Source organism: Ramlibacter sp., assembly GCF_035554825.1.
In the GTDB taxonomy this organism is placed as follows: domain Bacteria; phylum Pseudomonadota; class Gammaproteobacteria; order Burkholderiales; family Burkholderiaceae_C; genus Ramlibacter.
In genome coordinates this window covers 21,619-48,384 of the sequence record NZ_DATMHS010000151.1, presented here as the reverse complement: position 1 = coordinate 48,384, position 26,766 = coordinate 21,619, and the positions used below count along the sequence as shown (strand labels likewise).

Sequence of the window (26,766 nt, the reverse complement as noted above, 5' to 3'; positions counted from 1 at the left end):
TTCACGAAGGCCGCGACAAGGCCAGCAAGGCGGCTGCCGATGCGGTGGAGGCCGAAGCGTCCCAGTTCGCCGACAGCGTCCAGGACGGCGCCCCCTTGTGGCTGGACTCGAAGGAGGCGGAGGAATCCGGCTTCGTCCCCGAGGAGGCGTTCAGCGCCGACCAGCCGGCCGCGGCGGACCTCGAGCAGCAGGCGCCGCCCGGGCCGGTGCGGCCCGGCGAATGGCACACCGGCAGCTGGGTGGAGATCCTGATCGGCACGGCCTGGGTACGGGCGCAGCTGACCTGGGCCAGTCCGGCCGGAACGCTCTACATGTTCACGTCGCAGGCCGGGTCCGCGCACTCGATGTCGCGGCGCAGCCTGGACCGGCTGCTGGCCACCGGCCACCTGCGCATCGTCGCCGAGCGCAACCTGGTGGACGAGGCCCTGGACCAGGTGGCCAAGGCCGCCCTGCTCAACAGCGTCGAGGGCAAACCCTGAGCGAGCGCGGCCTGCGGCCGCCGGCGCATGCGATGGCCCGGGCTGGCGGCCGGCTTTCCGGCGGGATCCGGCGTCCCCCGCGATAATCGAGGGTTCGCACCAGCCCGCAGGCCCGCTCCCGGACCCGGGCCGCTCCCCTCATCACAAGGCAATGGCTCAATACGTTTTCACGATGAATCGCGTCGGCAAGATCGTGCCGCCGAAGCGACAGATCCTCAAGGACATCTCGCTGTCCTTCTTCCCGGGCGCCAAGATCGGCGTGCTGGGCCTGAACGGCTCGGGCAAGTCGACGCTGCTGCGCATCATGGCCGGTGTCGACAAGGAATACGAAGGCGAGGCGACGCCGATGCCCGGCCTGGACATCGGCTACCTCCCGCAGGAGCCGCAGCTCAACCCCGAGCACACGGTGCGCGAGAGCGTCGAGGAGGCGATGGGCGAGGTGCTGGCCGCCAAGGCGAAGCTCGAGGAGGTCTACGCCGCGTACGCGGAGCCGGACGCCGACTTCGACGCGCTGGCGGCGGAACAGGCGCGGCTGGAGGCGGTGATCGCCACGGCCGGGACCGACTCCGAGCACCAGCTCGAGATCGCGGCCGACGCGCTGCGGCTGCCGCCGTGGGACGCCAAGATCGGCCTGCTCTCCGGCGGCGAGAAGCGCCGCGTGGCGCTGTGCCGGCTGCTGCTGTCCAAGCCCGACATGCTGCTGCTGGACGAACCGACCAACCACCTGGACGCCGAAAGCGTCGAATGGCTGGAAGTGTTCCTCAAGCGCTTCAGCGGCACGGTGGTCGCGATCACCCACGACCGCTATTTCCTCGACAACGCGGCCGAGTGGATTCTCGAGCTCGACCGCGGCAACGGCATTCCGTGGAAGGGCAACTACAGCAACTGGCTGGAGCAGAAGGAAGCGCGCCTGGAGGCCGAGCAGAAGTCCGAAGACGCCCACATGAAGGCGATGAAGAAGGAGCTGGAGTGGGCGCGCCAGAACCCGAAGGCGCGGCAGGCCAAGAGCAAGGCCCGCCTGGCGCGCTTCGAGGAGCTGTCCGACTACGAATACCAGCGACGCAACGAGACCCAGGAGATCTTCATTCCCGTCGCCGAGCGCCTGGGCAACGAAGTGATCGAGTTCAAGAACGTCAGCAAGTCCTTCGGCGACCGCTTGCTGATCGACAACCTGAGCTTCAAGGTGCCCGCCGGCGCGATCGTCGGCATCATCGGTCCGAACGGGGCCGGCAAGTCGACGCTGTTCAAGCTGATCGGCGGCAAGGAGCAGCCCGACAGCGGCGAAGTCAAGATCGGCTCGACGGTGAAGATGGCGTTCGTCGACCAGAGCCGCGACGACCTGGCCAACGACAAGACCGTGTGGGAGGACGTCTCGGGCGGCCTCGACATCATCAACGTCGGCAAGTTCCAGATGGCCAGCCGGGCCTACTGCGGCCGCTTCAACTTCAACGGCGGCGACCAGCAAAAGCGCGTCGGCACGCTGTCGGGCGGCGAGCGCGGCCGGCTGCACCTGGCCAAGACGCTGATCGCCGGCGGCAACGTGCTGCTGCTGGACGAGCCGTCCAACGACCTGGACGTGGAAACGCTGCGGGCGCTGGAAGACGCGTTGCTGGAATTCGCCGGCAGCGTGCTGGTGATCAGCCACGACCGCTGGTTCCTCGACCGGATCGCGACCCACATCCTGGCCGCCGAGGGCGACAGCCAGTGGACGTTCTTCGACGGCAACTACCAGGAATACGAAGCCGACAAGCGCAAGCGCCTGGGCGAAGAGGGCGCCCGCCCGCACCGGATGCGGTTCAAGGCCCTGAAGTGACAAAGGGCGGCTGCAGGCCGCCCTTCTGTCACGCCCCACCGGCGATGCAGCGACGCGCCTGGCGCGCGCGCTGCCGGCCGACCTGGCGGGCCGGCAACCACAGCAGCGGTTGCCGCGACCCGTTCGCTCCGTCCCGCCCGAGGCACCTGTCCAGGTGCCTTCCGTTGTTGAAAATCGCCGCTGCTCAGTGCATCGCCGCCGGCTTCACGGCCGGGCAGGCCAGTTCGCGGCCGACCATGGCGCGGGCATACAGATAGTTGTTGCGGGCCTTGTCGCTCAGCCGGTCCAGGTCCACCTCGCCCTTGGGGTCGCATGGGAAGGCGTAGCCCCGGCCGCTGTCGAAGAGGGACTGGAAGCGCAGCTCGTATTCAGTGACCATGTGATGTCTCCGTAGGTGCATCGCGAGCCTTCACTATCGGTTCGCGGCTGCGGCCGCGACATAGGCGCAAGCTGAATTGCACGGTCGGCGAGTTCCGGTTCGCGGCTTCACGCCTGCCGACAGCCTGTGGGAATCGTTCGAAGGCGCGTGCGCCGCCGGCTGTGGCCGAGCAGCATCGTTCAAGGGAAAACCCCCACGGCTTTCCGGCTAGCATCGCCGCCATGGAACCGGTGCCACTTCCCGCAGATCTGCTGGCCCTGATGGAGCGCGGGGTGTCGGTGATCGTCGGCTCGCGCGATGCGCAGCTGCGACCCAGCGTGGTGCGGGCGGTCGGCAGCCGGATCGAAGGCGGCGGCAGCGCGGTGACGGTGTACCTGTCGCGGCCGCAGTCGCGGCAGGTGCTGCAGGACATCGCCGCCAACGGCCACGTGGCCGCCGTGTTTTCGGAACCGTCGACCCACAAGACGGTGCAGCTGAAGGCCACCCGGGCGGCGCTGCGGACCGCGGACGCCGGCGACCGCCCGCACCTGGATCGCTACCTCGCGTCGATGGAACACGAGATCGAACTGGTCGGCCATGCGCGGGAGCTGACGCGGGCGATGCTCGCCTGCGAGCTGGAAGAAGTCGTCGCCGTCACCTTCCGGCCCGAGCACGCGTTCGACCAGACGCCCGGGCCGCGGGCCGGCGCGCCCCTGGGGGGCGGCCGGTGAACGCGCCGCCGCTCGGCGAGATCAGGGCCTGCTTCGAAGGGGCGATCCCGGCGATGGTCGCGACCTGCGATCCCGCCGGCATGCCGAACGTGGCGTACATCTCGCAGGTGTACTACGTCGACGAGCACCACGTCGCGCTGTCGTTCCAGTTCTTCAACAAGACCCGCCAGAACATCCTGGCCAATCCCAACGCCGTGGTGCTGCTGCTGCACCCGGTCACCGCGCAGTTCTACCGGCTGCGGATCCGCTACCTGCGCACCGAGACCGGCGGACCGCTGTTCGAAGGCATGAAGGCGCAGCTGGCCGGGATCGCCTCGCACACCGGCATGCAGGGCGTGTTCCGGCTGCTCGGCTCCGACGTGTACGCGGTGGAGCAGGTGGAGGCGCTGCCGGGGCGGTCGCTGCCGCCGCGGCTGCCGCGCAGCGGCACGCTCGGCGCGGTGCGCCGCACCAGCGAGCGGCTGGCCCGCTGCGCCTCGCTGGACGAGGCGCTCGCCGCGGTGCTCTCCAGCCTCACCGATCTGATGGACGTGCGCCATGCGATGGTGCTGATGCTCGATGCCGCCACCCAGCGCCTGTACACGGTGGCGAGCGTCGGCTATGCGACGTCGGGCGTCGGCTCCGAGATCGCGATCGGGCAGGGCGTGATCGGCGTGGCCGCGCGCGAGCGCAGCCCGGTGCGCATCGGCCACATGACCAGCGCCTATCTGTACAGCCGCGCGATGCGCAGCAGCCTCGAGGCCGACAGCCCCGGGCTCGGGCCACGCACGGAGATTCCGTATCCGGGATTGCCGCAGCCGCACAGCCAGCTCGCCGTGCCGATCTCGTCGGCGCGCGGCCTGCTGGGTGTGCTGTTCGTGGAAAGTCCCAACGACCTGCAGTTCGGCTACGAGGACGAGGACGCATTGGTCGCCATTGCCGGCCATCTGGGCGCGGCGATCGAGCTGATGCAGGCGCTCGACGACGCGGCCGAACCCGCCGCCGCGCCCCCGCTGCCGGCCGCCGCGCGCGGGACCCCGCTGGTGGTGCGGCATTTCGCCAGCAACGACAGCGTGTTCGTCCAGGACAGCTACCTGATCAAGGGCGTCGCCGGGGCGATTCTGTGCAAGCTGCTGCGGGACTACCTGGAGAGCGGCCGCACCGAGTTCAGCAACCGCGAACTGCGCCTGGACGGGTCGCTGCGCCTGCCCGACGTCAGCGACAACCTCGAGGCGCGGCTGCTGCTGCTGCAACGGCGGCTGGCCGAGCAAAGCCCCGACCTGCGCATCGAGAAGACCGGCCGCGGGCGCTTTCGCCTGGTCGTGCTGCGACCGGTGCAGCTGGTGCGGACCTAGACAACAAGACCGGGCGCGGCGGCCAGCCCGAGCGCGCGGGCGAGCTTGGCCCATTCGGCCGGCCGCAACTGCGCCTGCGCCGCGTCCGCGATCGCCTGGAATGCGGGGGCCGGCGCCTTGGCCCGGATGTCGCCCAGCAGCGCCGCGCGCTCGCCCGGGTTCATCGCCGGGACCAGCCAACGCAACGTGTCCATCAGCTCCTGCGGGGGAATGGCCGCGATCAGGGCGTCGTGGAGCTGCACCAGCTCGGCGTCGCTGTAGCGCGCCCACAGCACCGTGTTGTGCGCCGTCTCTTCCTGGTGCATGTGCTCGAAGTTGGCGGCGATGAACAGCGCGAGCTCGCGATAGAGCGCCTGCGCCAGCGGGGCCCGCCCGGACGCCGGCGCGCCGCGCAGTGCCCCGACGGCCGCGGCCAGCTGCCCGATGTGGCGCTGGTGTTCCTCGTGTTCGTGCGCGATCGCGGCACTGGCGCCGGCGGCGCGGGCCTCGATGGCGGCGTGCACGAATTCGTTCTCGTGCTGCAGGTGCGCGCTGCAGAAATCGAGCAGCTGCATGACGCATTCGGTGGCCTGCGCCAGCGCGAGGTCGTCCTCGGCATCCATGCGGCCCACGGCCAGCAGCGCATCGGCCATCGCGGCGCGCACGGCCTTGTGGATGCCGCTGTACATGTCGAAGCGGCCGGCCGCGGCGGCGACCTGGTTCAGTTCCCGGGAGTCGACGTTCATGATCTTCCTTGGTTCGTTTGTGAGGGAACGAAGTCTAGGAATGGGACGCCGCGCGCGTTCTGAAGAATTGGCTATGCAAATCCTAAAAAGACCTTAACCGGCCGGGGGCCCGGCCTGCTCAGGCCTCGCGCAGCCGGCGCCGCACGAGCGAGATGTTGTTGCGCAGCGCGTACAGCTCGTCGGCGTAGGACAGGGGCACGTTGATGCCGGCCACCTTGCGCTCCAGCGCATCGAGTTCGCGCGCCACCTGCGCCGGGTCGGCGCCGTCCTGCAGCTGGACTTCCAGCGAGCGCAACTGGCCGTACCAGCGGAACACGCGCGAGCGGATGCGGAACTCGTACAGCGGCGGCACGATGCGCGACAGCGGCAGCAGGATGGCGATGATGATGCCCAGCGCCAGCCACATGCGCTCGACCAGGTTGGCGAGCCAGAACGACAGGTAGCGCTGCAGGAAGGGGCGGCCGCCGCGGATCGTGCGCTCGGCCTCGCGCGACACCGGGTATTCGCTGTGCTCGATGTTGGGAAAGCTGCCGGCCCGGTTGAACCAGCCGGCGGGGCTGTGCAGGTCCATCGCCGCCTGGGCGAACAGCTGCACCAGCGCCGGATGCGTCTGCTCGCGCGCGAGCAGCGCCGTGGTGGTGGCGACCAGCCGCAGGTCGGCCGGCGGCAGGTCCCGCGACAGATCGACCACGCCCCGCGGCAGCACGACCGGCGAGAGGAACGGGAAACGGCGCGAGTAGGCCTCGCTCTGGGCGAAGTCCATCAGCCGGATGCCGGGCGTCTGCAGCAGCATCTGCACCATGAGCGACTGGGGCGCCGAGGCGAAAACGATCGCGTCGATGTCGCCGGCCAGCAGCGCCATCGTGGCCGGCGTCTCGCCCAGCTGCGACAGCGTCAGGCGCGAAGGATCGATCCGGTTGGCCTCGAACAGCTTTTGCATCAGCGGCGGCACGCCGCTGCCCGGACTGCCGACATTCAGGCGCAGTCCTTCCAGTTGGGTGAGCGAGGTGAAGCCGGCCGCCGCGCCGCGCTGGCGCGCCGCCTGCTCGCGGTAGAACAGCCACACCGGTTCCACGAACAGGCTGCCCAGCGACGCCAGCCCGTTCTCCTCCTGCGTCGCGCGGTCGTTGCTGCCGCCCTGCACGAAGCCGAGGTCGGCCCGGCCCTCGCGCAGCAGGCGCAGGTTGTCGGAAGAGCCCTGGCTGGGCAGCAGCACCACCTCGATGTTGTTGGCGGCCAGCGCCTGGCGGTAGCGTTTGCCGAATTCGTCGTACGCGCTTTGCGCCGGGCCGGTGGCCAGCGTGACGCGGCGCGGCGGCGTCGGATCGAGCCACGCATACGCCAGGACCAGCAGCGCCAGCGCCAGCAGCGCCAGCGGGCCGGCCGACACCAGCAGGTCGCGCAGCGAGAGCAGGGTGGTGCGGAACGCCTGGGGCATCGCCGCGCGGCCGATCAGAGGTCGCCTGCCGACGGCAGGTGGAGCGCGCCGACGGTGAGCGCGGTGGCCGCGCGCGCGGCGCGAGCGACGGCCTGGGCCGTGGCTTCCGCCGCCATCGTGCCGAGCACCACCATGCCGGGCGACGGCCCGCCGCGCCCGGTGGCGAGCGTGAACAGGGTGTCGCCGTCGGACATGGTGTGGACAGGGTTGATGCTGCGTGCCAGGCCGTCGTGCGCCATCACGGCCAGCCGCGTCGCCTGCGCCTTGGTGAGCGCAGCGTCGGTGGCGATCACGCCGATGGTGGTGTTGGTGCCCGCGAGCACCGGCAGCGGCGCTTCCCCGCGCAGCAGGGCGCGCCGGCTGTCGAGCAGCGTCTTGCCGTCCGGCGCGCGCGCGCCGGCGATCACCTGCGCGGTGTCCGGATCGAGCACGTCGCCGAGCGCGTTGACGGCGATCAGCGCGCCCACCGTCACGCCGCCGACGGTGACGCTCGCGGTGCCCATGCCGGCCTTCATCGCCCGCTGCATGCCGAAGATCTTGCCGACGCAGGCGCCGGCGCCGGCGCCGACGTTGCCTTCGGCCGGCGGCTGGGTCGAGGCGAGCTCGCAGGCGCGGTAGCCGGCGGCCGCGTCGGGCCGGATCTTCGCGTCGCCGACCATGAGATCGAACAGCACCGCGGCCGGCACCAGCGGCAGGCGGCCGACGCCGACGTCGAAGCCGGCGCCCTGCTCTTCGAGCCAGCGCACCACCCCGGTCGCGGCGTCCAGGCCCCAGGCGCTGCCGCCCGCGAGCAGCACCGCATGCACCCGCTCGACCAGATGGGTCGGCTCGAGCAGGTCGGTCTCGCGCGTGCCCGGTGCGGCACCGCGGACGTCGACCCCGCCGACCGCCCCGTCGCGGGCGATGACGACGCTGCAGCCGGTGGGCCTGCGCGGGTCGGTGAAATGGCCGACCTCGATCCCGGCCACGTCGGTGATGGCGCCGCAGCGGCGCGTGCTGCGAGGCGAGGGCGAAGCGGTGCGGACCATGGACGGCGATTATCCATGGCCGTACCGGCGCGGGCCGCGGCCGACCGCAGCGCCGGCGGCGGCGAAACCGTCAGACCTCGATCGCCGCGTGCCGGCCCTGCGTGGCCAGCTGGCGGCACTCGTGCTCGCAGCGGCGGCAGGCTTCGGCGCACTGCTGGCAGTGGTCCATGTCGTGGCGCGCGCATTCGTCGCCGCAGGCGCGGCAGATGTCCGCGCACAGCGCGCACAGCGCCGGCGCGTAGTCGCTGCCGCCCGACATGAACGCGACCGCGAGCTCGCAGACCTGCGCGCAGTCGCTGTCCAGCGCGATGCAACGCACCATGGCCTTGACGTCCGGCTCCTGCAGGCAGCAGGCCGCGCAGTGGTTGCAGGCGACGGCGCAGGCGTGGCAGGCGGCGATGCAGTCCTGGTAGTCCTCGTATTTCTCGTGCGACATGAAATGCTCCTGATGAGACGCGATGCGCTCCCGCTTTTCAGTCTAGGCGGCGCCTGGCCGCCGTGGGGCATGGCGGAGCGACCGGACACATCATTTGCGCTCGGGCAGCAGCAACGGCCGCGACCGGACGCGCCACCGGCGCTAGCAGCTCAAGCGGGCGCGCGCCGCTCCAGCACGTAGCCGACGCCGCGCACCGTGTGGATCAGCTTTTCGGCAAACGGGTCGTCGATCTTGGCGCGCAGGCGCCGCATCGCCACCTCGACCACGTTGCTGTCCGAATCGAAATGGATGTCCCACACCAGCGACGCGATCTGCGTGCGCGACAGCACCTCGCCGCTGCGCTGGGCCAGCAGCGTGAGCAGCGCGAATTCCTTGGCGGTGAGATCGATGCGCTGGCCGCCGCGGGTCGCGCGGTGCCGTACGGCGTCGATGTCGAGGTCGGCCACCCGCAGCACGGGATCCGGCGGCGCCGCATGGCCGCGCTTGAGCAGCGCCCGCACCCGCGCAAGCAGTTCGGGGAACTGGAACGGCTTGACCAGGTAATCGTCGGCGCCGAGATCGAAGCCCCGCACCTTGTCGTCGGTGGCGCCGCGGGCGGTGAGCATCAGCACCGGCACCTGCCTGGCGGTGCGCAGCGCCGACAACACGGCGAAGCCGTCGATGCCGGGCAGCATGACGTCGAGGATCACGAGGTCGTGATCACCCGTCGCCGCGACGTGCAGCCCGTCGGTGCCGTTGTGGGCCACCTCCACGGCGTAGCCGCTCTCCGCCAGGCCCTGCCGCAGGTACTCGGCGGCCTTGGGCTCGTCTTCGATGACCAGGATCTTCATGGACGGGCGGGGCCGGTCACGGCGCGGGGCCCGCGGCCGGGCCCGTCCCGGGCGCGGCAGCCCGCCGCCGCGGCCTCACTTGGCGACTTCGAGCTGCGTGATCGTGAGCCGGCCGCCGGGGTTGGCGGCCACGAAGCGCACCTTGTCGCCGGCCTTCACCTTGGCGAGCAGCGCCGGGTCCTGCACCTGGAAGGCCATCGTCATCGGCGGCATGTCGAGGTTCTTCAGCGGTCCATGCTTGAGGGTGATCTTCTTGGCCGCGACGTCCACCTTGCGCACCTCGCCTTCGCTCATCTCGCCGGCCTTGTCGGCCACCGGCTTGATCGCGGCGGCGCCGCCGTGGTGGTCATGGCCTTGCGCCTGCACCGGCAGCGCCACGGCGGCGGCGCCGAGGGCGCCGGCCACGAGGACCGTATGGATTGTCTTCACAGGTTGTTTCCTTCGTATTTCTGGTAGACCGTGGCGCTGCCGTTCCTGGCGATCAGCATCACGTTGTAGGGATTCTTCTTGCCGTTGTACGACGGCGTATCCATGCCTGGCGAGCCGATCGGCATGCCGGGCGCGGCCAGGCCGACCGCGTTGGGCTGCTCGCGCAGCAGGCGCTTGACCTCCCGCGCCGGCACATGGCCTTCGAGGGCGTAGCCGGCGACGCGCGCCGTGTGGCACGACGCCATGTTCGAGGGAATGCCCAGGCGCGTCTTCGCCGCCTGCGTGCCGCCGACGTTCACGAACACCTTGAAGCCGCTCGCTTCCATGTGCGCGATCCAGTCCTTGCAGCAGCCGCAGGTCGGCTCCTTCCAGACTTCGACCGGCGGCAATGGGGCCGCGGGCGCCGCGGCCCGCGCAAAGCCGGCCACGGGCAGCAGGCCCAGCGCCAGCAACAGCTGGCGCCGGGTGCCATGGGGCAGGGCGGTGTTCATGTGGTGGACTTCCTCCGGGTTGACTGTGCCGGCGCCATGTGATCGCGCCGACCATGCCCGCCTGGTACTGACCGGCATGCATGGTGGAATTCTCCTGGACGGTTGAAGTTCCACACAAGCGTTCCATGTTCACCCGCCTTGACCTGGGTCATGTACGGCTCGTCGTCCGCCATGCCGGGAACTTCGCCATGAGCGCCGCATGCGCGTCGCGGGCCGGCGCTGGTCGGGCAGGCCCGCGACCGCCGGTGGGCGCCGCGGAGGCTCGGCGGCAGGGAAATGTCCTACAGCCACTGCGGCGCTTTGGCCGACAAGCCGCTGACGCCGAGCTTTCTACAGTGGTGCTTCGCCGGCGCCGCTGGCGATTTTTTCGACATGCCCGAGAAGAGGAAGCACCATGAACAGCGAAACCAGCGACAGCATCAGCAGCATGAACACGTCATCCATGGGATCGACGGGCCTGACCGGCAGCAGCAGTGAAGGCACGGTGCGCCGAGTGGCGCAGAAGGCCCACGAGGCGGTCGACCGCCTCGAGCAGACCATCGGCAGCAGCAGCGAGAAGGTGATGGGCTGGCAGGAGGAATACGGCGAGATGGCGCGCGAACAGGTCCGCAACAATCCGCTGGCGGTGGTCGCCGGCGCGTTCGTCGTCGGCTACGTGCTGGCCAAGCTGACGCGCTGAACCCGCGGCGGCGGTCGCTTCAAGGGGCCGCCCGTCCCACCCGGAGCGTGCGCTGGCTCACCGCCACCGCGCGCGGTGCCGGCACGCTCCGCCGTCAACCGGTCCAGGCAAAGGCTCGCAGGTCGTCGACGAACAGCTTGGCGGCCGGCGAGCGCTGGCGGCCCCGCACGTCGGCCACGTGCACGGTGCGTGCCACCGGGGGATCGACCAGCGGCCGCTGCTGCAATCCCTGCAGCCGCACCGAATAGCGCGGCATGAACGCGAAGCCCAGCCCGGCCAGCACCATCGATTCGATCCAGTCCTCGCGTTCGCTGCGGAACGCAGCGTACAGCTCGATCCGGCGTTCGCCGCACACCGCCATCACCGCCTCGCGGAACTCGCAGGCGAGCCGGTCGACGTAAGGCTCGCCGGCGAGGTCGGCCAGTGCGATCTCCGCGAGCCGCCCGAGCCGGTGGCCGGGCGCGAAAACGACGACATACGGTTCCTGGTACAGCACCTCGGCGCGCAAGCCGTCGTCCAGCGGCCGCGGCGAGCTGACCACCGCGAGGTCCAGCTCGCCGGCCTCGAGCTGTTGCTGCAGCGCCGGCAGTGCGGCGTCCTGCACGGTCAGTTCCACCCCGGGATGCTGGCGGTGGTAGGCGTCGAGGAAGCGGGCGAGCCGCACCGGGCCGATGGTGTTCATCACGCCGACCCGCAGCGGCGCCTGCCGCAGCAGCCGGAAGTTGTGGGCGATGGCGTGCGCGCTGCGGGTGCCGCCCAGCGCCTGCTCCAGCGCCGGCTGCAGCAGCCGCCCGAGCGGGGTCGCGACCACGCGCTTGCCTTCGCGATAGAACAGGGGCGAGCCGATCTCGGACTCGAGCTTCTTGATGGCGGCCGTGAGGGCCGGTTGCGACACCGCGCATTCGCGGGCCGCGCGCGAAAAGCTGCCGTGCTCCTGGATCGCGAGAAAGTAGCGGATCTGCTGCAGCTCCACGCTGGTTCTCCTCGGCCTGATGGTGGCACGGCCGGCGCGGTGCGGCGCTTATCGATCGATAAGCCGTGCCACCTTCACGCCGCAGCCGGCGCTCCCTAGACTGCGTCGCTTCATCCACCACGCACGGGAGAACGCCATGCAAGTCTATCTGGTCGAGCGCTCGCTCAAGGACATTCCCATGGAGCAGCTCGCGGCGGCGCAGCGCAACGCGATCCGCACCGCGGCGCAGATGACGGCGGAGGGCACGCCCATCCGCTACATCCGCTCCACCTTCGTGCCCGAGAGCGGCGAGTGCAATTGCCTGTTTTCCGCCGCCGGCCCCGAACAGGTCCGCGCGCTCAACGAGCGGGCCGGCATTCCGTTCGACAAGGTGGTGGCCGCGCTGGACCTGACGCCGTGAGGGGCGGCGGCCTCACGCGCGCAGGCGCGCCTGCAGCGTGATCTCCGGGACGGCCGCGAGCGCCTTCGACAGCGGGCAGTTCTGCTTGGCGGCCTGCGCCAGTTCCTGGAATTTCTGCTCGTCCAGGCCGGGCACGGTGGCGTCCAGCGTGAGGGCGATGCGGTCGATCGCGAAACCCTCGCCCTGCTTGGCCAGCCGCACGGTGGCGCTGGTGTCGATGCTGCTGGTGGCGACGCCGGCCCGCTCGCAGGCGAAGGCGAACGCCATCGTGAAGCAGGCGGCATGGGCCGCGCCGACCAGTTCCTCGGGATTGGTGCCCTGGCGGTCGCCTTCGAAGCGGCTGGTGAAACCGTACGGGAAGTCCTGCAGCGCGCCGCTGCCGGTGCTGACCTTGCCCTTGCCGGCCTTGCCGGCGCCGTCCCAGTGGACGCTCGCGCGTTGTTCGATCATGGTGCTCTCCTGTGGTCGCCGGCCGAGTGTCGGCACAGCCGGCGGGCCGCGTCTGTAGGACGGTGCCGACAGCCGATCGGGGCGTCGCCGACGCGACCGGCCTGGGGCCACTACCGATGCCGCCCGGGCGGCGTGCCGCTAGGCTCTCGCCGCTCCAGGAGCCCCCGTGACCCCCTCCCGCCCGCATCATTCGTTCTGGCCCAAGCGCCTGCCCCACAGCCTCACCCCGCCCGCCACGTCGCTCTGGGACAACCTCGAGGTCAGCGCCCGGCGCTATCCCGAGCGGGCCGCGCTGATCTTCTTCGGCCGCGTCTTCACCTACCGCGAGCTGCGCGACAGCGCCGAGCGGATCGCGGCGCGCCTGCACGCGCTGGGCGTGCGCAAGGGCGACCGCGTGCTGCTGGACATGCAGAACTGCCCGCAGCTGGTGATCGCCCATTTCGGCATCCTGCGCGCGAACGCGGTCGTGGTGCCGGTGAACCCGATGAACCGGGCCGAGGAACTGAAGCACTACATCCTGGACCCGGACGCCAAGGTCGGCATCACCACCTCGGACCTGGCGCCGGAGATCGCCCGCGCCAGCGACCAGCTCGGCGCCGGGCAGGGCCTGCGCCACCTGATCGTCACCCACTTCACCGATGCCTTCGACCCCGAGGCCGCGGACGCGGATCCGGTGCCGCCGGCCTGGCACGACTGGCTGCTGACGCGCCACCCGCTGCCGGCCCTGGTCGGCGGCGAGTGCAGCCGCTGGGAAGACGCGCTCGGCGGCAATCCGCCGCCACCGCCCCTGGACGTGGGGCCCGAGGACCTGGCCGTGCTCCCGTACACCAGCGGCACCACCGGCCTGCCCAAGGGCTGCATGCACCTGCACGCCAGCATCATGCACAACGCGGTGGCCAGCGCCATCTGGGGCAACGCCACGGTCGAAACCGTGTCGCTGCTGGTCGTGCCGATGTTCCACATCACCGGCATGGTCAGCCTGATGCACAACGCGGTCTACACCGGCTCGACCCAGGTGGTGATGCCGCGCTGGGACCGCGAGCTGGCAGGGCGGCTGATCTCGCGCTGGCAGGTCACCGCATGGACCAACATCCCCACCATGGTCATCGACCTGATGGGCAGTCCCAATTTCGACCACTACGACCTGACCAGCCTGGCCTACATCGGCGGCGGCGGCGCGGCGATGCCGCAGGCGGTGGCGCAGCGGCTGCTCGACCAGTTCGACCTGCGCTACGTCGAGGGCTACGGCCTGACGGAAACCGCGGCCCCCAGCCACAGCAACCCGCCCGACGCGCCCAAGCAGCAGTGCCTTGGCATTCCCTTCATGAGCTGCGACGCGCGCGTGATCGATCCCGAGACGCGGGAGGAAGTGGCCGTCGGCGAGCAGGGGGAAATCATCGTGCATGGGCCGATGGTGTTCGCCGGCTACTGGAAGCAACCGGAAGCCACCGCGGCGGCCTTCATCGAGTTCGGCGGCCGGAAATTCTTCCGCACCGGCGACCTCGGCCGCGTGGACGCCGATGGCTACTTCTTCATTACCGACCGGCTCAAGCGGATGATCAATGCTTCGGGCTTCAAGGTCTGGCCGGCCGAGGTGGAGGCGCTGATGTTCCGCCATCCCGCGATCCAGGAAGCCTGCGTGATCGCGGCCAGGGACAGCTATCGCGGCGAGACCGTGAAGGCCGTGGTGGTGCTGCGGCCGGCGCACAAGGGCCGGGTCAGCGAGCAGGACATCGTCGACTGGTGCCGCGAGCACATGGCGGTCTACAAGGTGCCCCGCATCGTGCAGTTCGCCGACGCGCTGCCCAAGAGCGGCAGCGGCAAGGTCATGTGGCGGGCCCTGCAGGAAGCCGAAGCGCGGACGCCGCCCTGAGCGGCGGCCGCCGCGGACCGGCAGGCGCCGGTCGGGCATACTTTCGGGTCGTCCGCTTCGGTCTTTGTCGGAATCGGACTACATCTCCTCGGCTGTTTTGACTCTAGGATGGCCGGTTGGCAATCACTGACATGAGACAAGCAGCCGCGCGCACCACCATCCCGGATCAGCAACGGGCCTCCACCGGCATTTCGGGCCTCGACGACATTCTCGGCGGCGGACTGCCGGCCAACCACCTCTACCTCGTCGAAGGAACGCCCGGCGCGGGCAAGACCACCTTGGGCCTGCAGTTCCTGCGCAGCGGGGTGCAGAGCGGCCAGACCGGGCTGTACATCACGTTGTCCGAAACCGGCGCCGAGCTGAAGACGGTGGCGGCCTCGCACGGCTGGTCGCTCGAGGGCATCGAGGTGTTCGAACTGGTCACCGACGAAGGTCTCAGTCCCGCCGCCGAGCAGTCGATCCTCCATCCGGCCGAGATCGAGCTGGGCGAGACGACCCGCGGCGTGATGAGTGCCGTCGAACGGATCAAGCCGCGCCGCGTCGTCTTCGACAGCCTGTCGGAGATGCGGCTGCTGGCGCAGAACCCGCTGCGCTACCGCCGCCAGGTGCTGGCGCTCAAGAGTTTCTTCGCCAACGTCGGCTGCACCGTGCTGCTGCTGGACGACCGCAGCGCCGAGCACGACGACGTGCAGCTGCACAGCATCGCGCACGGCGTGGTCCGCCTCGAGCAGGTGGTCGACCAGTACGGCCCCGAGCGGCGGCGGCTGCGGCTGGTCAAGATGCGCGGCATCCGCTTCCGCGGCGGCGAGCACGACTTCAACCTGGAAACCGGCGGCATCTCGGTGTTCCCGCGCCTGGTGGCGGCGGAGCACCGCAGCAGTGCCGAGTGGGCGATCGTCTCGACCGGCACGCCGGCGCTCGACCAGCTGATGGGCGGCGGCCTGGCCCGCGGCAGCAACACCTTGTTCAGCGGCCCGTCGGGCGTGGGCAAGACAACGACCGCGCTGGCCTGCGTCCGCGCGGCGCTGCAGCGGGGCGAGCGCGCCGTGTACTACCTGTTCGACGAGGGCCTGGGCAGCCTGCTGGTGCGGTCGCGCGCGCTCGGCCTGGCGGTCGACGAGTACCTCGAGTCCGGCCAGCTGCGCATCGACAGCCTCGATCCGGCCGAGGTCTCCCCGGGCGAGTTCGCCCACATGGTGCGCGCCGCCGTCGAAGACGGGCAGGCGAGCGCGGTGGTGATCGACAGCCTCAACGCGTACCTGCAGGCCATGACCGGCGAGAAGCACATGCTGCTGCAGATGCATGAGCTGCTCAGCTACCTGAACCAGCAGGGCGTCGTCACGATCCTGATCCTGGGCCTGCACGGCGTGCTGGGCGACATGAACAGCGACATCGACCTGAGCTACCTGAGCGACGCCACGCTGCTGTTCCGCTTCTTCGAGGCCCGCGGCAGCTTGCTCAAGGCGGTGTCCATGGTCAAGAGCCGCACCAGCGCGCACGAGCTCACGATCCGCGAGTTCCGCCTCGGTGCCGGCGGCGTGGAAGTCGGCGAGGCGCTGACCGACTTCGAAGGCGTGCTCAGCGGCATCACCTCGTACAAGGGCCAGCTGCCGCTGCTCGGCGACAGCGACGGGGCCGGCGCCTGATGGAACTGCGGGTCCTGATTCACGCTCCCCGCGGCCGCGACGCGGCCGTGGTGCAAAGCGTGCTCGGCGAGCATCACGTGGGCGTGATCTGCGCCGATTCGCGCGAGCTCGCGCAGCGGATCGACGAAGGCGCGGCGGCGGCGGTCATCACCGAGGAGGCGCTGGTCGACGAGCCGCTGGTGCAGCACCTCTCGAGCTGGCTGGCCGGCCAACCGTCCTGGTCCGACTTTCCTTTCATCGTGCTGGCGACCAAGCAGCCCGGCCGCCGCTCGGCCGAGGCCATCGCCTCGCTGCACAGCCTGGGCAACGTGATCCTGCTGGAGCGGCCGCTGAACGCCGAGACCCTGGCGAGCGCCGCCGACGCCGCCGTGCGCGCGCGCAAGCGCCAGTACGCCACGCGCCAGCACCTGGACGAACTCAGCCGCACGCGCAACGAGGTGGAGCGGCTCAACAGCCAGCTGGAGGCGCGAATCCTCGAGCGCACGCGCGAACTGGCCACGGCCAACGACCGGCTGATGAAGGAGATCGCCGAGCGCGAACGGGCGCAGGCGGCGCTGACGCAGGTGCAGAAGATGGAGGCGATCGGCCGGCTGACCGGCGGCATCGCGCACGACTTCAACAACCTGCTGCACGTCGTCAACATGAACCTCGAACTCATTTCGCTGTACGCGAAGGAGGAAAAGGTCAAGCCCGTGGTCGAGCGCGCCAAGAGCGCGGCGCGGCGCGGCTCCAAGCTCACCGGCCAGCTGCTCTCGTTCGCGCGCAGCCAGTCGCTGCTGCCGCGGCTCACCAGCGTCAACAAGCTGCTGCTGGGCATGAAGGACCTGATCGAGATCTCGGTCGGCTCCTCGGTGCAGGTCAAGCTCGACCTATGCGAGCAGCCGGCGTCGGTGGTGGTCGACGCCAGCCAGCTCGAGATGGCGGTGCTGAACCTCGCGGTGAATTCGCGCGACGCGATGCCCGACGGCGGCACGCTCACCATCTCGACCTGCACCGACGAGCGCACCGAGGCGCGTGAGCATCTGAAGCCCGGCCAGTACGTGCTGGTCCGCGTCAGCGACACCGGGCAGGGCATCGCGCCCCAGCTGCTGAGCAAGGTGTTCGATCCGTTCTTCACGACCAAGCCGCTGGGCAGCGGCACCGGCCTGGGCCTGAGCCAGGTGTACGGCTTCGCCCGCCAGTCCGGCGGCGTTGCCTCCATCGTCAGCCACGTCGGCCAGGGCACCACCGTCGAACTGGTGTTCCCGGCCGCGCCGGCCGACGCCCAGCCCGGCGCCGAGCCGCCGCAGCCGGCCGAAGTGCCGGCACCGGTCGAGCCGCGCAAGATCCTCGTGGTCGAGGACGACCCCGACGTGCGGCGCGTGATCGTCGAATGCCTGGGCCTGATCGGCTACGCGGTGAGCGAAGCGCCCAACGGCACCGAGGGCCTGGCCGCGATCGCCAGCAGCAAGCCGGACCTGCTGGTGGTCGACTACGCGATGCCGGACATGACCGGGGCCGAGGTGATCTCCCGGGCCCGCGCCCTGGTCGGCGAACTGCCGGTGATCCTGGCCACCGGCTACGCCGACATGGCCGCCGTCGAGCGGCTGGCCGGCAAGCCGGCCATCCTGCGCAAGCCGTTCGACATCAATTCGCTCGGCGCCGCCGTGGCGACGGCGCTGGAAGCCAGGGCCGAGCCCAACCACGTGCTGAGCAACGTCTAGGCCGGCCACGTCGGTTGCGCAGCTGTGGCCGTGCCCGGCGACGGCGCCCGCGATGGAGCGGCTGGACCGGGGCTGCAGGAGGGAGACCGGCGCCGGGCAGGCGAGGGCCGGCCGCCCGACGCACTGGTGGCGCCCAGGCGTCACTCAACCGTGCGGCGTGGCGCGTCGCGAGCCGCTGGCACCGCCATGCTGCCGAGCGCCAGGCCCACCGCGAAGCAGGCATACACGGCGACCAGCGCGCCGGTGGACAGCCGATGCTCGAAGCCCGGCGTGAGGCGTTGCGGCGTCATCCGGTAGTCGACGAACCAAGCCACCGCCGCCGCCGCCGTGGCGCCGGCCAGCGCCGGTGCCGGGCGCTTGGCCCGGGCGCGCCCACCCCAGGCCTTCGCATGCCAGGTGCCCCACCACACGGACGCGGCGTGGTGGATCAGGTAGCCGGCCAGGGTGTGGCGCACGCTCGGGCCGTCCTGGCGCAGCGCCTGGCGGTCCCAGAGCCAGTGGCTGATGGCATTCACCGGCGCCGCCGGCGCCCCGTTCTCGCGGCGACCGGCCAGCGCGAGGGCGGCGGCCGACAGCACGCTGGCCACGCTGCCCGAGATCGCGCCTTCGCGCAGTGCCTGCTTCCAGCTGCTCATCGACGCAGTCTAGGCGGATGAGCCGCAGCGCGTGGCTCAGGCTCTCAAGGCGTAACACGCGCCCGCTGTCGCGCGGGCCGGCGGCTAGACTCGGCCGACACTTTCCCTCGAGGCGGCATGCGTATTCTGGTGACGGGAGCGACGGGCTTCATCGGCCAGGCGGTGGTGGCGGCCCTGGTGCGCGCTGGGCACACCGTCGTCTGCGCGTCGCGGCATCCGCGCGCCGACGCGCCGCAGCGCGAACCGCTGGCGGTCGATTTCGCGGCCGTGCCGCCACCGCAGTGGTGGCTGCCGCGGCTGGCCGGCGTCGACGCGGTGGTCAACGCCGTCGGCATCCTGCGCGAGCAGCCGGGGCAGACCTTCACGGCCTTGCACGAGCAGGCGCCGATCGCGCTGTTCCGGGCCTGTGCCCAGGCGGGGGTGCCGTTCGTGCTGCAGATCTCCGCGCTCGGCGCCGACGAGGCGGCGCGCAGCCGCTACCACCGCAGCAAGAAGGCCGCCGACGATGCACTGCGGCAGCTGCCGCTGCAGTCGGCGATCGTGCAGCCGTCACTGGTGTACGGCCCCGGCGGCGCGAGCGCCGCCATGTTCAACGGCATGGCGGTGCTGCCGCTGCTGGCCCTGCCCGCTGGCGGCGCGATGCAGGTGCAGCCGGTGCATGTCGACGACGTGGTCGCGGGCGTGCTGGCACTGCTGCAGTCGCCGCCGCCGCAGCCGGCGACCATCGCGTTCGTCGGACCGGAGCCGATGCCGCTGCGCGAATTCCTGGCGGCGCTGCGCCGCCAGCTCGGACTCGCCAGCCCGCTGCGCGTGCTGCCGTTGCCGGCCGGGCTGTTCCGCTTCGGCGCGAGCCTCGCCGGCCACATCCCCGGCAGTTTCCTGGACAGCGAGACGGCCGGCATGCTGCTGCGCGGCAACGTCGCGCCGGCCGGACCGTTCACCCGGCTGCTGGGACGCCCGCCGCTGGCGGTGGCATCGTTCATCGAGCGCGCGCGGGCCGCGACGTGGCGCCAGGAGGCGATGCTCGGCACCTGGCTGCCGCTGCTGCGCTGGTCGATCGCCTTGCTGTGGATCTGGACCGGGATCGTGTCGCTGGGCCTGTACCCGGTGTCCGACAGCCTGGAACTGCTCGCCCGCGTCGGGCTGCGGGGCGGCCTGGCGACACTGGCCTTGTACGGCGCTGCCGCGCTCGACCTGCTGCTCGGGGTCGCGACGATCATCGCGCCGCCGGCGCGGCGCCGCCTCGTCTGGGCCGGCCAGCTGCTGCTGGTCCTGGGCTACACCGCGCTGATCACGATCTTCCTGCCGGAGTACTGGTTGCACCCGTACGGCCCGCTGTCGAAGAACCTGCCACTCGCCGCGGCGATCGCGTTGCTGTGGGCGCTCGAGCCGCCGCGAAACAGGGCCGGCTGAATGGAGTACCTGGTCGCCAAGTGGCTGCACGTGCTGTCCTCGACGATGCTGTTCGGCACCGGTATCGGCTCGGCCTTCTACCTGGTGCTGGCCACCTGGAGCCGCGACCCGGCCAAGGTGGCGACCGTGAGCCGCTTCGTCGTGATCACGGACTGGCTGTTCACCGCCACCACCGCGGTGTTCCAGCCGCTCAGCGGGTTCTGGCTGATCCACCTGGCCGGGATGGCCTGGCGCCTGCCGTGGATCTCGTGGTCGCTGGGCCTGTATGTCCTGGCGCTGGCATGCTGGTTGCCGGTGGTGTGGATCCAGTTGCGCCTGCGCGACCTGTCCGCGGGCGCGGCGCTGGCCGGCGCCCCGCTGCCGCGCGGCTACTGGCGGCTGTTCGCCTGGTGGGTCGGCCTCGGCTGCGTGGCCTTCGCGGCCTTCCTCGCGATCTTCTTTCTGATGGTGGCCAAGCAGCTGCCGTGGACTGCGTGAAGGGACGGACGTGCACGACGAGATCTTGGATTGCCTGGTGATCGGCGGCGGCGCCGCCGGGCTGACGGCCGCCGTGTACCTGGGGCGCTACCGTCGCCGCGCGGTGCTCATCGACGACGGCGGCAGCCGCATCGCGCGCATCCCCAAGGCGCGCAACGTGATCGGATTTCCCGACGGAATTGCCGGCCCGGAGCTGCTGGAGCGGATGCGGCTGCATGCCGGCCGCTACGGCACCACGCTGGAACTGGGGCGCGTCGAGCGGCTCGAGCGCACGGCCGGCGGCCGTTTCGAGGCCCGGGCCGGCTCGCGCCGACTGGAAGCCCGCACCGTGCTGCTGGCGACCGGGGCGACCGACATCGAGCCGGAGATCCCCGGCCTTGCGCCCGCGCTGAAGGCGGGCGTGGTGCGCTACTGCCCGATCTGCGACGGCTACGAAACGCAGGGCCAGCGGGTGGCGGTGCTCGGCCGCCAGCAGCACGGCTTGCGCGAAGCGGTGTTCGTCGCCGGCTTCGACAACCGCGTGACCTGGCTGGCGCTGGGCACCCGCGACACGCTGCCGGCCGAGGAACTGGAGCGGCTGCGGCGAGCCGGCGTCACCGTCGAAGATCGCGAGCCGCGGGCGATCCGCTGCGGGCCACGGCAGGTGCTGGTGGAGCTTGCCGGCGGCCAGACGCTGGAGTTCGACACCTTGTATCCGGCGTTGGGGCTGGTCCACGCCTGCGGGCTGGCGACCGCGCTCGGCGCGCGGGCGCGGCCCGACGGCCAGCTCGAGGTCGACGAGCACTACGAAACCACCGTGCCCGGCCTGTACGCGGCCGGCGACGTGGCGGTGGACCTGAACCAGATCAACGTGGCTGCCGGCCAGGCGGCGATCGCCGCCACGGCCATCCACAACCGGCTCTGAAGCCGGCCGCTGTTGCACTACCATCGGTGCGTTTGCAGCAACGGGAAGTCCAGTGAAGATCACCTCCGTCGAACCCTTCGTCCTGCACGTGCCGGTCACCGGCTCGCAGATCGCCGACAGCACCCACACCATCACGCACTGGGGCGTGGTCGGCGCCCGCCTCGAGACCGAGGACGGGCTCGCCGGCTTCGGCTTCACCGGCACGCACGCCGAACTGCCCGGCGACCAGCTGATCACCCGCTGCATCGCGACCTGCCACGCGCCGCTGCTGGTGGGCGAGGACGCGGACGACGTGCAGCGCCTGTGGCTGAAGCTGGCGCGCAACCCGGCGCTGCAGTGGATCGGCCGCGCCGGCATCACCACGCTGTCGCAGGCCGCCATCGACGTGGCGCTGTGGGACCTCAAGGCCAAGCGCGCCGGCGTCCCGCTGTGGAAGCTGCTGGGCGGCCAGGTGCGCGAGCAGGTCCGCGCCTACAACACCGACATCGGCTGGCTCAGCATCGGCGACGACAAGCTGGTGCAGGGTGCGCAGCGCGCCGTGGAGCAGGGTTTCACGGGCATCAAGATCAAGGTCGGCTCCACGGTGGAGCGCGACCTGCGCCGCCTGGAGGCGGTGCGCCGCGCGATCGGCCCCCAGGTGACGCTCGCCGTCGACGGCAACGGCAAGTGGGACCTGGCGACCTGCCTGCGTTTCTGCCGCGGCGCCGAGCCGTTCGACGTCTACTGGTTCGAGGAGCCGATATGGCACGACGACGTGAAGGGCCACGCCCAGCTGGCGCGGGCCACCAGCATCCCGGTGGCGCTGGGCGAGCAGCTCTATACGCAGGACGCCTTCTCGGAGTTCTTCCACCAGGGCGCGGTGCACTGGGTGCAACCGGATTCGACCCGCATGGGCGGCCTGACCGAGGTGCTGCGCGTGTGCGAGACGGCGCATGCGTACCGGCTGCCGGTGGCGCCGCACGCCGGCGAGATGAGCCAGGTGCACGTGCACCTGAGCTATGCGCATCCGGCCTGCCAGGTGCTCGAGTACATCCCGTGGATCAAGGACTGCTTCACCGACCCGGCCGAAGTCGTCGACGGCTGCTTCCGCCTGCCCCAGGAGCCCGGCGCGGGCACCACGCCCACGCGCGAGGCCTGGGAACGGTTCCGCCGGCCGGCCGCCTGAGGCGATGGCGACCTCGGACCGCGACGACCTGGGCCGTCCCGCGGGCGGCTGGCGGCTGCGGTCCTACCAGGTGATCTACGAGTCGGACACCGCCGCGGGGCGGCTGTTCGACCAGCTCATCGTGCTGGCGATCCTGGTCAGCGTGGCGGTGGTGGTGATCGACAGCGTGCCCCAGTGGCACGCGCGCCACCGCTTCGGCTTCGCCCTGGCCGAGTGGTTCTTCACGCTGTTGTTCACGGTGGAATACCTGGCGCGGCTGATGTCGGTGCGGCGGCCGCTGCGCTATGCGCTCAGCTTCTTCGGGCTGGTCGATCTCATCGCGGTGCTGCCGACCTACCTCGCCCTGGTCCTGCCCGAGCTGCATGCGCTGATCGACGTGCGGATCCTGCGGCTGCTGCGGATCTTCCGGATCTTCCGGCTGACCGAATACATCGCCGAATACCAGGTGATGGGCGAGGCGTTGCTGGCCAGCCGGCGCAAGATCCTGGTCTTCCTGGCGGCGGTGCTGATGGTGGCGCTGATCCTGGGCACGCTGCTGTACGTGGTCGAGGGCCCCGAGCATGGCTTCACCGACATCCCGACGGCGGTGTACTGGGCGATCACGACCATCACGACCGTGGGCTTCGGCGACATCACGCCCAAGACCGACCTGGGCCGCTTCATCGCGTCGGTGATCATGCTGATCGGCTGGGGCACGCTGGCCGTGCCCACCGGCATCGTGACGGCGGAGATGACGGTGCGCCGGCACGCGCGGGCGCCGCTGGCGGCGCGCAGCTGCGAGGTCTGCGGGGTCGGCGGGTACGGGCCCGAAGCGAAGTTCTGCCAGCAGTGCGGGACGCCGTTGCCGGCCCCGGCGCCGCAGGCCACGCCGGGGACCGAAGCCCGCCCCCGCTGATCGCGCCGCTGCCACCTGCCGCCGCGACCCGCAGGCCCGCGCTACTCGATCTTCGCGCCGCGCTCGGCCAGCAGCTCGCGCAGGACCGAACGATGGCAATGCTGCTCGTCCTCGCAGTAGCAGCCGATCGCGAACGAGGTCTGGTGCGACAGCGCGGCCAGCGCATCGAGCAGGTGGCTGGCCTCGGGCTGCTTCATCTCGGCATGGAACTTGCGCTTGAACGCCGCCCACTCCTTGTCGCTCGCGGCGGCCTGGCCCTCGGCCATCAGCGGCGCGCTCGGCGCCAGGTTGGGCAGCCAGGTGTCGTAGAAGTCGCGCGTCGCGAATTCGGCCTTCGGCACGCCGCGCGGCGGCCGCCGGACGGTGCCCAGCCGCAGCCCCTCGCCCGGCGCGCGCGGCGTGCCCAGGCGCACGATGCGAATCCCCATGCTGATCTCCTCGGGCCCCAGGCCCCCGGAGATTCTGGCAGAGCGCCGGTGCGCGCCACAACCGCGCCGCGTCAGCGCCGCCGGGCGCGTTCCCACGGGGCGTGCGCCAGCAGCGCGAAGCACAGTCCCAGCCAGGCGGCGCCTTCGGCCATGGCCGCCAGCACGTCCGACAGGTAGTGGGCGCCGAGCACCACCCGCGACAGCGCCGTGAGCAGCACCAGCAGCACGGCTACCGCGGCCGCGGTGGCGCGTTCGCGCGCGAGCGGGCAGTGCGCGAACACCCACACCAGCGCGAAGCCCCACCAGACCGTGGCGCCGGCGGTGTGGCCGCTGGGAAAGCTGTAGCTGCCCAAGGTGGACGTGACGCCCTCCAGCGCCGGCCGCGCCCGCTGGAAGCCGTCCTTGACCGCGGTGTTCAGCAGCATCCCGCCCGGCACGCACAGCACCAGCGCCGGCGCCCAGGCGAACTGCCGCCGCCACAGCAATGCGATCAGGGCCAGCGCCGCCATCAACAGGATGGCGCGCGTGCTGTGGACATCACTCACGAGCTGCAGGAAGCCGGTCACGGCGGCGCCGGCATGCGCGTGAAACCAGCGGCTGATGCCGGCGTCGGCCGCCGTGACCGGGCCGTGCAGCAGCAAGTCGGCCGCCAGCAGCGCGAACACGGCGCAGCCGGCGGCCAGCAGGGGCAGGGCGATCGCCGCGCGAGGGCGCGGCAGCGGGTCGGCGGCGGGCATCGGGCGAGATCATAGGGCCCGGCGCGGGGCCGGCCCCGGTGCAACAATGCGCCCATCGCCCCAGGAGAAGCCATGTTCGCCACGTCGATCGCCGGCAGCCTGCCCAAACCCGGGTGGCTGGCCGAAACCCGCAAGCTCTGGCCGCAGTGGAAGCTGCAGGGCAGCGAGCTGCAGCAGGCCAAGGCCGATGCCACCTTGCTGTGGATCAAGGCGCAGGAGGACGCGGGGCTGGACATCGTCACCGACGGCGAGCAGTCGCGCCAGCATTTCGTGCACGGCTTCCTGGAGCAGGTGGACGGCATCGACTTCGCGCACAAGGTGAAGATGGGAATCCGCAACAACCGGTACGAGGCCATGGTGCCGCAGGTCGTCGGCCCGCTCAGGCTCAAGGGCCGCGTGCACGGTGTCGAAGCCAGGCTGGCGCGGGCCCACACCAGCCGCCAGCTGAAGTTCACGCTGCCGGGGCCCATGACCATCGTCGATACCGTGGCCGACGCGCACTACGGCGACCGGGTCGCGATGGCGTTCGCCTTCGCCGAGCTGCTCAATCAGGAGGCGCTGGCGCTGCAGGCGGACGGCGTCGACATCATCCAGTTCGACGAGCCGGCGTTCAACGTCTACATGCAGGAGGCCGCGCAGTGGGGCGTGCGGGCGCTCGAGCGGGCCGCGCAGGGCCTGGCCTGCACCACCGCCGTCCACATCTGCTACGGCTACGGCATCAAGGCCAACATCGACTGGAAGCACGGCCTGGGCGAGCAATGGCGCCAGTACGAGCAGGTGTTTCCGGCGCTTGCCGCCAGCTCGATCGACCAGGTGAGCCTGGAGTGCTTCCACTCGCACGTCCCGCCCGAGTTGATGAAGCTGCTGGCGGGCAAGGACGTGCTGGTCGGCGTGATCGACGTGGCCAGCGACGAGATCGAGACGCCGGAGGAGGTGGCCCAGACCATCGGCGCTGCGCTGCAGTTCGTGCCCCGGCAGCGGCTCTTTCCCTGCACCAATTGCGGCCTGGCGCCGATGGACCGCGAGATCGCCGTCAGGAAGCTCGAAGCGCTGGCGCGCGGCGCCGAGCTGGCCCGGCAACGGTTCGCCTGATGGGCCGCCTCAACCGGCAGGCCCTGGCGCGGCTCGCGTCGACCTTCCAGGCGGACATCGATCGCCGGCGCATTCCCGGCGCGGTCATCGCCGTGGCCCTGGGCGGGCACGTGGAACTGTTCGAGACGCTCGGACAACTCGATGCGCAGGCCGGCACGCCGATGCGCGAGGACGCGATCTTCCGCATCTACTCGATGACCAAGCCGCTGGTGTCGCTGGCGGCGCTGATGCTGGCCGAAGAAGGCCGGCTGCAGCTGACGGACCCCGTCGCGCGCTACCTGCCGGAATTCGGCCGTCAGCGGGTCGCCGTCGAGGAGGGCGGCGCGGTCCGGCTGGAGCCGGTGCGCCAGCTCGCCACCGTGCACGACCTGCTGCGGCACACCGCCGGCCTCACCTATGAATTCCTCGGCGACTCGCCGGTGCAGCAGCAGTACCGCGCCGCGAAGGTCGGTCGCCTGTCGCAGACCAACGCCGAATTCAGCCGAACGCTCGCCGCCCTGCCGCTGGCGCATCAACCCGGTTCGCGCTGGGAGTACAGCCGCGCCACCGACGTCCTGGGCGCGCTGCTCGAGGTGGTGAGCGGCCAGCGGCTCGGACAACTGCTGCGCGAGCGGATCCTGGCGCCGCTGGGAATGACCGACACCGCCTTCTCGGTGCCGCGCGAGCACTGGCACCGCATCGCCGAGCCGCTGGCGCAAGACCCCGATACCGGCGAGGCGGTGACCCTGCTCGATGGCCGGGCGGCGCCGGCGTTCGAATCGGGCGGTGGCGGGCTCATGTCGACCGCGCACGACTACATCCGTTTCCTGCAGTTGCTGCGCCAGCGGGGCCAGTTCGAGGGGACGCGGCTGGTCTCGCGCAAGACCGTGGAGTGGATGACCGCGGACCACCTCGGCCGCATTGCGCCCGCCGGCGACCTGTTGCCGCCAGGGCATGGTTTCGGGCTCGGGTTCGCGGTGCGGCTGGCGAGCGGGCTGGCCGCGCAACCGGGGTCGGCGGGCCAGTACTTCTGGAGCGGCATCGGCGGCACCTTCTTCCTGGTGGACCCGGCCGAGGACCTGTTCGCGCTGCTGCTGCTGCAGGCGCCCCACCAGCGGATCCACTACCGCAACCTGTTCCGGCACCTGGTCTACGCCGCCGTCGACTGAGCAGGCGCGCAGGCGCCGCTTGGTTTCGGGAGCCTCTTGTGGGAATGGTCCTACGC

Annotated in this window: 29 protein-coding genes; 16 read left to right on the top strand and 13 right to left on the bottom strand. The window is 71.0% G+C overall.

Annotation, left to right across the window (positions count from 1 at the left end):
- Together VNT59_RS19045 and ettA are read left to right on the top strand one after the other, a co-directional pair.
- Window positions 1-479, top strand: a 479-nt coding sequence (locus tag VNT59_RS19045; protein WP_325501041.1) for a DUF1631 family protein, incomplete at its 5' end; no start/stop codon positions are given.
- Window positions 480-630: 151 nt separating this feature from the next.
- Entirely contained in the window at window positions 631-2,292 is a 1,662-nt protein-coding gene (gene ettA / locus VNT59_RS19040; protein WP_325501039.1) for an energy-dependent translational throttle protein EttA, read from the top strand.
- A 184-nt stretch (window positions 2,293-2,476) separates the two neighbouring features.
- Here the strand turns inward: ettA and VNT59_RS19035 are convergent, their stop codons facing one another.
- Window positions 2,477-2,671 carry a hypothetical protein gene (locus VNT59_RS19035; protein WP_325501037.1) on the bottom strand — a complete coding sequence of 65 codons (195 nt, stop codon included), beginning with the start codon at window positions 2,669-2,671 and terminating at the stop codon, window positions 2,477-2,479.
- 221 nt (window positions 2,672-2,892) lie between these two features.
- Between VNT59_RS19035 and VNT59_RS19030 the strand changes: the two genes are divergently transcribed.
- A complete protein-coding gene (locus tag VNT59_RS19030; protein ID WP_325501035.1) occupies window positions 2,893-3,381 on the top strand; it encodes a hypothetical protein in 489 nt (162 codons plus the stop codon).
- The gene (locus tag VNT59_RS19025) at window positions 3,378-4,715 is read left to right on the top strand and encodes a GAF domain-containing protein (RefSeq protein WP_325501033.1); all 1,338 of its coding nucleotides are present in this window, start codon (window positions 3,378-3,380) and stop codon (window positions 4,713-4,715) included. Before VNT59_RS19030 ends, VNT59_RS19025 begins: the two co-directional genes overlap by 4 nt.
- Here VNT59_RS19025 and VNT59_RS19020 read toward each other — a convergent pair.
- The 7 genes from VNT59_RS19020 to VNT59_RS18990 form a co-directional block, all read right to left on the bottom strand.
- Window positions 4,712-5,440, bottom strand: coding sequence for a hemerythrin domain-containing protein (locus tag VNT59_RS19020; RefSeq protein WP_325501031.1), 729 nt, complete (start codon window positions 5,438-5,440; stop codon window positions 4,712-4,714). The two genes, VNT59_RS19025 and VNT59_RS19020, sit on opposite strands and share 4 nt — an antisense overlap.
- Before the next feature lie 118 nt (window positions 5,441-5,558).
- Complete coding sequence (locus VNT59_RS19015) at window positions 5,559-6,878, bottom strand: TAXI family TRAP transporter solute-binding subunit (RefSeq protein WP_325501029.1); 1,320 nt, start codon at window positions 6,876-6,878, stop codon at window positions 5,559-5,561.
- Window positions 6,879-6,892: 14 nt separating this feature from the next.
- The gene (locus VNT59_RS19010; protein WP_325501027.1) at window positions 6,893-7,906 is read right to left on the bottom strand and encodes a P1 family peptidase; all 1,014 of its coding nucleotides are present in this window, start codon (window positions 7,904-7,906) and stop codon (window positions 6,893-6,895) included.
- A gap of 70 nt (window positions 7,907-7,976) precedes the next feature.
- On the bottom strand, window positions 7,977-8,342 hold the full coding sequence (locus VNT59_RS19005) for a four-helix bundle copper-binding protein (RefSeq protein WP_325501025.1): 366 nt from the start codon (window positions 8,340-8,342) through the stop codon (window positions 7,977-7,979).
- Window positions 8,343-8,491: 149 nt separating this feature from the next.
- Entirely contained in the window at window positions 8,492-9,172 is a 681-nt protein-coding gene (locus VNT59_RS19000) for a heavy metal response regulator transcription factor (protein ID WP_325501023.1), read from the bottom strand.
- A gap of 75 nt (window positions 9,173-9,247) precedes the next feature.
- The gene (locus VNT59_RS18995) at window positions 9,248-9,601 is read right to left on the bottom strand and encodes a copper-binding protein (protein WP_325501021.1); all 354 of its coding nucleotides are present in this window, start codon (window positions 9,599-9,601) and stop codon (window positions 9,248-9,250) included.
- On the bottom strand, window positions 9,598-10,092 hold the full coding sequence (locus VNT59_RS18990; protein ID WP_325501019.1) for a DUF411 domain-containing protein: 495 nt from the start codon (window positions 10,090-10,092) through the stop codon (window positions 9,598-9,600). The genes VNT59_RS18995 and VNT59_RS18990 overlap by 4 nt, the downstream gene beginning before the upstream one ends.
- A 427-nt stretch (window positions 10,093-10,519) precedes the next feature.
- Between VNT59_RS18990 and VNT59_RS18985 the strand changes: the two genes are divergently transcribed.
- Window positions 10,520-10,771: a hypothetical protein gene (locus VNT59_RS18985; RefSeq protein WP_325501018.1), complete on the top strand. Its 252-nt coding sequence runs from the start codon at window positions 10,520-10,522 to the stop codon at window positions 10,769-10,771.
- A gap of 94 nt (window positions 10,772-10,865) precedes the next feature.
- Here VNT59_RS18985 and VNT59_RS18980 read toward each other — a convergent pair whose 3' ends face one another.
- Window positions 10,866-11,744, bottom strand: a complete 879-nt coding sequence (locus tag VNT59_RS18980; RefSeq protein WP_325501016.1) for a LysR family transcriptional regulator — start codon at window positions 11,742-11,744, stop codon at window positions 10,866-10,868.
- A 136-nt stretch (window positions 11,745-11,880) separates the two neighbouring features.
- Here VNT59_RS18980 and VNT59_RS18975 point away from each other — a divergent pair, with 136 nt between their 5' ends.
- Window positions 11,881-12,144 carry a DUF4242 domain-containing protein gene (locus VNT59_RS18975; RefSeq protein ID WP_325501014.1) on the top strand — a complete coding sequence of 88 codons (264 nt, stop codon included), beginning with the start codon at window positions 11,881-11,883 and terminating at the stop codon, window positions 12,142-12,144.
- A 12-nt stretch (window positions 12,145-12,156) separates the two neighbouring features.
- On the opposite strand, the gene VNT59_RS18970 is transcribed toward VNT59_RS18975, so the two are convergent.
- On the bottom strand, window positions 12,157-12,594 hold the full coding sequence (locus VNT59_RS18970) for an OsmC family protein (protein WP_325501012.1): 438 nt from the start codon (window positions 12,592-12,594) through the stop codon (window positions 12,157-12,159).
- 166 nt (window positions 12,595-12,760) lie between these two features.
- On the opposite strand from VNT59_RS18970, the gene VNT59_RS18965 reads away from it, so the two are divergent.
- From VNT59_RS18965 to VNT59_RS18955, 3 genes are all read left to right on the top strand, one after another.
- Window positions 12,761-14,467 carry a long-chain fatty acid--CoA ligase gene (locus VNT59_RS18965; RefSeq protein ID WP_325501010.1) on the top strand — a complete coding sequence of 569 codons (1,707 nt, stop codon included), beginning with the start codon at window positions 12,761-12,763 and terminating at the stop codon, window positions 14,465-14,467.
- A gap of 131 nt (window positions 14,468-14,598) precedes the next feature.
- On the top strand, window positions 14,599-16,113 hold the full coding sequence (locus VNT59_RS18960; RefSeq protein WP_325501008.1) for an ATPase domain-containing protein: 1,515 nt from the start codon (window positions 14,599-14,601) through the stop codon (window positions 16,111-16,113).
- Window positions 16,113-17,816 (top strand): response regulator, encoded by a 1,704-nt coding sequence (locus VNT59_RS18955; protein ID WP_325501006.1) that lies wholly within the window; start codon window positions 16,113-16,115, stop codon window positions 17,814-17,816. The genes VNT59_RS18960 and VNT59_RS18955 overlap by 1 nt, the downstream gene beginning before the upstream one ends.
- 140 nt (window positions 17,817-17,956) lie before the next feature.
- Here VNT59_RS18955 and VNT59_RS18950 read toward each other — a convergent pair whose 3' ends face one another.
- Window positions 17,957-18,451 (bottom strand): hypothetical protein, encoded by a 495-nt coding sequence (locus VNT59_RS18950; RefSeq protein WP_325501004.1) that lies wholly within the window; start codon window positions 18,449-18,451, stop codon window positions 17,957-17,959.
- A 117-nt stretch (window positions 18,452-18,568) separates the two neighbouring features.
- Here VNT59_RS18950 and VNT59_RS18945 point away from each other — a divergent pair, with 117 nt between their 5' ends.
- The 5 genes from VNT59_RS18945 to VNT59_RS18925 are packed head-to-tail and all read left to right on the top strand — an operon-like array spanning window position 18,569 to window position 23,305.
- On the top strand, window positions 18,569-19,864 hold the full coding sequence (locus tag VNT59_RS18945) for an SDR family oxidoreductase (protein WP_325501002.1): 1,296 nt from the start codon (window positions 18,569-18,571) through the stop codon (window positions 19,862-19,864).
- Entirely contained in the window at window positions 19,865-20,341 is a 477-nt protein-coding gene (locus VNT59_RS18940; RefSeq protein ID WP_325501000.1) for a DUF2269 domain-containing protein, read from the top strand. It begins immediately after the preceding gene.
- A gap of 10 nt (window positions 20,342-20,351) precedes the next feature.
- Window positions 20,352-21,245, top strand: a complete 894-nt coding sequence (locus tag VNT59_RS18935) for an NAD(P)/FAD-dependent oxidoreductase (protein WP_325500998.1) — start codon at window positions 20,352-20,354, stop codon at window positions 21,243-21,245.
- Between the two features lie 52 nt (window positions 21,246-21,297).
- On the top strand, window positions 21,298-22,410 hold the full coding sequence (locus VNT59_RS18930; RefSeq protein WP_325500996.1) for a mandelate racemase/muconate lactonizing enzyme family protein: 1,113 nt from the start codon (window positions 21,298-21,300) through the stop codon (window positions 22,408-22,410).
- A gap of 4 nt (window positions 22,411-22,414) precedes the next feature.
- Complete coding sequence (locus VNT59_RS18925; protein ID WP_325500994.1) at window positions 22,415-23,305, top strand: ion transporter; 891 nt, start codon at window positions 22,415-22,417, stop codon at window positions 23,303-23,305.
- Between the two features lie 41 nt (window positions 23,306-23,346).
- Here VNT59_RS18925 and VNT59_RS18920 read toward each other — a convergent pair whose 3' ends face one another.
- Both VNT59_RS18920 and VNT59_RS18915 read right to left on the bottom strand, forming a co-directional pair.
- Window positions 23,347-23,733: a DUF488 domain-containing protein gene (locus VNT59_RS18920; protein WP_325500992.1), complete on the bottom strand. Its 387-nt coding sequence runs from the start codon at window positions 23,731-23,733 to the stop codon at window positions 23,347-23,349.
- Between the two features lie 71 nt (window positions 23,734-23,804).
- Complete coding sequence (locus VNT59_RS18915) at window positions 23,805-24,470, bottom strand: phosphatase PAP2 family protein (protein ID WP_325500990.1); 666 nt, start codon at window positions 24,468-24,470, stop codon at window positions 23,805-23,807.
- Between the two features lie 72 nt (window positions 24,471-24,542).
- On the opposite strand from VNT59_RS18915, the gene VNT59_RS18910 reads away from it, so the two are divergent.
- Window positions 24,543-25,562 (top strand): methionine synthase, encoded by a 1,020-nt coding sequence (locus VNT59_RS18910; protein WP_325500988.1) that lies wholly within the window; start codon window positions 24,543-24,545, stop codon window positions 25,560-25,562.
- Window positions 25,562-26,710: a serine hydrolase domain-containing protein gene (locus tag VNT59_RS18905; protein ID WP_325500986.1), complete on the top strand. Its 1,149-nt coding sequence runs from the start codon at window positions 25,562-25,564 to the stop codon at window positions 26,708-26,710. Before VNT59_RS18910 ends, VNT59_RS18905 begins: the two co-directional genes overlap by 1 nt.
- The last annotated feature ends 56 nt before the right edge of the window (window positions 26,711-26,766 follow it).